Here is a 4,839-nt window from a genome sequence, read left to right on the forward strand (position 1 = left end):
AAGATTGCTGAGGCTGCACGTAGTCTTGGTATTAGCGCGAATATGTTAGGCCGCTGGCTTAAAGAGCAAGAATCAGAAGGCGCTCACGCATTTCGTGGCAATGGCAAATTAACGCCGGAGCAGGAAGAAATCCGTCGGTTGAGAGAAGAAAATAAACGCCTGAAAATGGAGAAAGAGATCCTAAAAAAGGCGACGGTCTTCTTTGCCAAAGAAACCAAGTGAAATACGGTTTCATTACCCAACATAAGAAGACCTGGCCGATTAGTCTGATGTGTCAGGTTCTGGGAGTCAGTCGCCATAACTATTACAGTGCCGTGCGACGAAATGAACAACTTGAACCCGATCCACAACATGATGAGCTAATTGAATGGGTACAGAAAATAGCAGATGCCAGTGACTATACCTATGGCGTAAGACGAATGAAACGCGCGCTGAATTCGCTCGGTTATCCGGTTGGAAAACAGCGTACGAGAGCCTTGATGAAAGAAGCCGACGTGAGCGTTAGACGACGTAGAAAATACAAAGTAACGACCAACAGCAACCATCAGCAACCTGTATTCGATAACGTGCTGTCACGCGACTTTGATGCGCAAAAACCAGACCAGGCGTATGTCTCTGACATTACCTATATCTGGACGCAGGAAGGGTGGCTGTATCTGGCCGTTGTCATCGATCTGTTCTCACGCAAAGTCGTGGGTTGGAGTATGTCTTCACGGATGAATGCCCAGCTTGTGTGTGATGCCTTAACAATGGCTTTATGGCAACGTAAGCCCAAGGCTGGCCTGATACATCATTCGGATCGTGGTTCGCAATATGCGAGCCGACAATTTAGACAGCTACTGGCGCAGTACAAGGTAACAGGTAGCATGAGCAGGAAAGGTGATTGTTGGGACAATGCCGTTGTAGAGAGCTTCTTCGGCACATTAAAACAAGAGCGAGTGCAATGGCGTCACTACCAGAGCCGTCATGCTGCTCAGCAAGATATCCTGCAATACATCACTATGTTTTATAACAGCCAAAGAATGCACTCATATCTGGATTACAAAAGTCCAAACCAATATGAGGCTGACATGGCTAACTTAGGAAAAGCTGCTTAACTGGGTTGTGTGAATTTGCTTGACCACGTCATGTGGGTAGAGTCGTAAACTGGAAGCAGCGAGATCTAGCTCTAGTCAGGCAACTGATTAACATTCGTAAGGCATGTGAAGACGATTTATCGCTGCCTAGAATGACTCAAAACTGGTTCATCTCAAAGCTGCAACTACGTTGGGGGATAGATAAGCACTTGGCTAAGCTTCCGCTGTGTAGGCTATTTTTTGCCAGGTACGTTGAAACGATTGAAGAGTATCAAGTGCGTAGAGTTCTCGTTATTATTGTTGATTGTATCAACAAGGACGAACCTATTCCTCAGGCTTATGAAATTGAACGTGCTGCTGGACTCAGTGAAAAACGGACTCGTGAAGCTCCGCGACGAATTATCAGAGAAGATCTCGAAATGGTTTCCTGCTTTAAGCTACCTCCCAAGGGACAACGAGCTAGTTAAAATCCACGGTGTATTTCGATCCAAAAACTTACTGAAAAATAAAGATATTTTTGTCGCTGTGGAGTGGAAAGATGGCATCACGTCATCCTTACCTATCGAAATGGCAAGCTTCCTTGCACCTGGTTCTACATTCCAAGATAAAAAGATCGTTTCGCAGACGAAACACGAGCGGCAAAACGTTCATATTATTAGTCTCGAACGAGTCGATAAGGCCTCTGGGCACTACCAATACCTCTACAAAACAGATCACGGTCTGATGAAATTCTCAGGCTTTGAACTGGCTAGGACTCTACTATTCCATAACCCGCACCTTGTTCGGGCGGCTTATACAGCGAATGGCGTAGGTGGTTTGACATTAGTTCATCATGATCAGTCGCCAATCGAAATCAGCTTTCCTGAAAGTACTCTATATCCTTTGAGGTTTATAAAATCCAAAAGTACGAGAACGCATTTAGCCTGGTTGGTGCTCGATGTAGAGGCGAAGAAAAGTGCACACTCTGTTTTTGAATCCTTCAATAAAGGTCAGGGTGAGCTGGGATTTAAGTTTGTCCCGCCTAACCTAGAAGGCTGGTTACTCGAAGTGTCTGTGCGAGCTGATTCTGAGGATATTGCTGAGGTAGTGCGTGTAGAAAATATCCTCGAAGCTGTTTTTAACGAGGGAGCGGCTGATGTTTTAGTTAGCCACCCGAAAGATAAAGACCAAAGTAGTAAGGACAAAATAGATGCTGCGAAGAAAGGACAAACTCCAGCAGATGACACTGATCCCGAGTTAGAGCTTGGGGAAATACCAAGACTCGGAAAGCGGCTTCACATAGAGCGCTCAAAAGGTTTTTCCTTTGGTTGCTCTGCAATTCGAAGCGTAAAATCATCCAAAGGTAAAAAAGCTAGTGGATCAAAGCATTCGCCGCCTGCTGAGGCCCCAGACATTGAGAAAGAAAAAGCAGGTGTTGGGTTAATTGAGAAAGATGGTAATGCTCAAGAATTTAGTCCGACCATAAATCAGGACGAAGAGATTACTGACACAGTCTACCTACCTCAAAAATTCAGGCTTTTTGGTGAGGTCATTGAAGAGGTAGGAAAATCTGATGGTATTAAGTTATTTCAGAAAGCGAAGTGCTATAGATTTCCTGCCCCCGCAAACCAAAGTAAAGTTGTTTACAAAACACAATATGAAGGTCGCCTTAAGTATTTCGTAGCAATCTTAGAGCTAACAGGCAGTCAGCTAGTGCTAGTTGAAGCAGATACCAGTAATTTGAGAACCCCTAAAGGAGCCAGTACGCTTATTCTAGGATTAAAAGAAGATGCGAAAGCTAACTTTGAAGAAATTCTCCAAAGTTTTTCTGACAAAGGTGCTCAATGGAGTCATGACTTCATCAATGAGCGCTGTTATTTCTTCAATCCTTGCAGGCACCCGCCTCTAAAAGAGAAAGGTAAGATTCGTACAGATCAGGAATACAAGGAAAAGTGGGTGAGTGATCTTCGTGAGAAGTTGAGGTTGTTTAGGAAGCCCTCGTAAAAAGACTACAGAGGTTTAGCCTCTGTAGTCTAGAAGATAGTTGATTACTTACTTGTTTGCTGTCAGCTAAACTACTTCTAGAGCATGGTATAGATGAAACGATAGTAACAATTGAGGGGGCAACTCCACTGCATACAACTATCAACTGCCGTTAAACATCTCAAATGCGCGACAAATGGACCTTCAGTATTGGATGATCGACTTCAAACTATACCGGATACCTCAATCGATAACTTTCAGCAGTTTGCTGATTGAGACCTCATCGTTAAAAATATTACATACCTAATAATTATCAATAAAATCCACTTCATGTGGTAGAATCGATACTCAAAAATAGTAATTTTAACAGCAAGTAACGCCATCAAAATTCTACTAGCGCGCTCCTTCGGACCCGCTAATAAATATGCACATTGGCAAAATCAGAGAGATAGGGAGTTATAATGTACAAATTAGATAATACAACGTTACAGATTGCGATTACTGCAAATGTGAGTGCAGCTCTTACTGAAGATATCGCGAGTGGAGACATCAACGCGTTATTGATCCCAGAGTCTCAAACGGCTATTGCAAAAATTATTACACGGCAGGATGCCGTGCTATGCGGAACAGCTTGGGTGAGCGAGACCTTCCGCCAAGTTGATCCTTCGGTCAAACTGCTCTGGCATTTTAACGATGGTGATAACCTCAAAGCTGATGATCTGATTGTTGAGGTTACTGGACCCGCCCGCTCACTCCTCACAGGTGAAAGAACAGCGCTTAATTTTCTTCAGTTAATGTCGGCTGTTGCAACGCGAACTCGATACTTTGTTAGTAAAATCGGTAGAAACCCTGTAGAGCTCATCGACACTCGAAAAACAATACCTGGGCTAAGACTGGCTCAAAAATATGCTGTCACTTGTGGTGGTGGGCAGAACCATAGAATGGGTTTGTATGATGCATTTTTGATAAAAGAGAATCATATCGCAGCTTGCGGTGGTATCGATAAGGCTGTTCAGGTCGCACGAACTCTGGTGCCAAATAAGCTCATCGAAGTTGAAACAGAATCACTCGAGGAACTAGAGCAAGCTCTTCAATCCGGTGTAGATATAATTATGTTGGATAATTTTTCATTAGAAGATACTAAGAAAGCGGTAGAATTAAGCCGCGGTAAGGCTAAAATCGAAGCCTCTGGTGGTATAAATGACGATACGCTGATAGACATTATACAAGCTGGCGTTGACTATGTATCAATGGGTACACTCACCAAAGATATTAAAGCTGTCGATTTATCGATGCGACTATACATGGAAGCATAGTAAGGGCCTAAGATGACAGATCGTGTTAGTTAACTAACATGATCTGATTACCCCTGATGCTTAAAACACCAGTAAACCTAGGTTTTTTTAAAGCCTAGTTTACAGGTTCTATATTATGTGAAATCTCAGGATACAAGAACATGTCTGTAGAGAAATTAAATACTGTTCCAGAGCTAAAATACGAGAGGATGGCACACATCGTTCGAGAGCTCTCTAAGCAGTACTTTAATTCATTGGAACGGCGACTACTACCCTACGGCGTAAACCATGGATTTTGGGGATATTTACGTGAGCTGTGGAACGAGGAAGGAATCTCCCAAAAAACCTTAAGTGAACGAGTTGGGCTTACTGGACCCACAACGAACTCCGTTATTAAACGCATGTTGGCAGCTGGCCTCGTCGAGCTTCGCCCTATAACTGAAGGAAAACCAAGACAGGTCGTTTATTTAACTGAATATGGAAAGAGCCTTAAGGATACCCTTGAA

General features: G+C 43.4%; 4 protein-coding genes. All 4 read left to right on the plus strand.

The annotated features are described in order from the left end of the window. Positions 1-1,097, plus strand: a protein-coding gene (locus GY843_RS01035; RefSeq protein ID WP_297305863.1) for an IS3 family transposase whose coding sequence is annotated in 2 segments (ribosomal slippage) — positions 1-181 and positions 181-1,097 — 1,098 coding nt annotated over the 2 segments. Because the reading frame shifts where the segments join, the coding sequence is not laid out codon by codon here. This gene is flagged as partial in the annotation. A gap of 330 nt (positions 1,098-1,427) precedes the next feature. Further along, positions 1,428-3,059, plus strand: a complete 1,632-nt coding sequence (locus tag GY843_RS01040; RefSeq protein ID WP_297305865.1) for a Tn7-like element transposition protein TnsE — start codon at positions 1,428-1,430, stop codon at positions 3,057-3,059. Between the two features lie 440 nt (positions 3,060-3,499). Then, a complete protein-coding gene (gene nadC / locus GY843_RS01045; RefSeq protein WP_115469672.1) occupies positions 3,500-4,354 on the plus strand; it encodes a carboxylating nicotinate-nucleotide diphosphorylase in 855 nt (284 codons plus the stop codon). A gap of 140 nt (positions 4,355-4,494) precedes the next feature. Continuing rightward, positions 4,495-4,839: winged helix-turn-helix transcriptional regulator (locus GY843_RS01050; protein ID WP_297305864.1), on the plus strand; the 345-nt coding region annotated here is incomplete at its 3' end.

It is taken from the genome of Neptuniibacter sp. (genome assembly GCF_024231755.1).
Lineage (GTDB): Bacteria > Pseudomonadota > Gammaproteobacteria > Pseudomonadales > Balneatricaceae > Neptuniibacter.